General features: G+C 51.3%; 1 protein-coding gene and 1 pseudogene. Both read right to left on the reverse strand.

The features are described from left to right. Window positions 1–449, reverse strand: a 449-nt coding sequence (cmk, locus tag A3750_RS22260) for a (d)CMP kinase (protein ID WP_068548866.1), incomplete at its 3' end; no start/stop codon positions are given. Continuing rightward, a pseudogene (locus A3750_RS22265) lies at window positions 449–1,136 on the reverse strand (bifunctional prephenate dehydrogenase/3-phosphoshikimate 1-carboxyvinyltransferase); the annotation flags it as partial. The gene cmk and the pseudogene A3750_RS22265, both read right to left, overlap by 1 nt.

A 1,136-nucleotide genomic window follows, 5' to 3' on the forward strand; every position in this document is an offset into this window, starting at 1 on the left:
ACTACTTTGAATGGCGCCTCTGGAAAAACAACAGTGCCCATATCACGACCATCAGCAACTAAACCAGGCAATTGCTGAAAGTCTCTCTGGCGTTGCAAAAGCGCTTCTCTCACCTTAGGCAATACAGCAACCTTCGATGCATTATTGCCCGTCGTCTCAAGACGCAACTCGGATGTCACATCCTCTCCACCCAAGAAAACCCTGACAGGCTCACCATCTTCTGACGCCTTGAACTCGCAATCTAGCGTAGCAGCCAAACTGGCCAGTCCGGCCTCATCGCCAAAGTCGATATCGCTACGCATACCCGAAATCGCCGTCAACCTATAAAGAGCTCCGCTATCCAGAATCGCCCAACCAAGCCGGTTAGCAACCAGCTGAGTCACCGTACCTTTGCCTGAGCCGCTAGGGCCATCTATACAAAGGACAGGAGCTTGCAAGTTAGCCATCATCAGGCATCACCGTTTACAACAACACTCATCCCGACCCGATTCGCCAACTCAACGAAATTCGGAAACGAAGTCGCTACATTCGCACAATCATTAATCACAATTTCACCTTCAGCCCGGAGAGCCGCGACCGAAAATGCCATCGCTATCCGGTGATCACCATGACTATGTACGGTTCCGCCCTGCATGGTGGCACCATTAATTTCAATGCCGTCCGGCTTCACTTCCGTACGCACACCAAGCTGCGCAAGACCGTCGGCCATTACCTGAATGCGATCGCTCTCTTTAACACGAAGCTCCTCTGCACCGCTGAGAATAGTTTCACCCTCAGCGCACACTGCAGCAATGAAAAGCACTGGAAACTCATCGATCGCCAAAGGAACCTGATCTTCTGGTATTTGGATACCCTTCAACTGGGCATGTTTGATGCGAATATCTCCAACCGGTTCACCACCAACCGTTTTCTGGTTGCTGATAGTAATGTCTCCACCCATGGCGCGGAGTATATTCACCACACCAATACGCGTGGGATTTAAACCAACATGTTCAAGCGTTAAATCCGATCCTGGGGTAATTGACGCAGCTACCATAAAGAAGGCCGCTGAAGAAATATCTGCAGGTACATCAATCTTGCCTCCCTGCATGGAGCCGCCGCCGGTCAATTTTGCCGTCGCGCCATCACGCTCCACC

It is taken from the genome of Oleiphilus sp. HI0079, assembly GCF_001635105.1.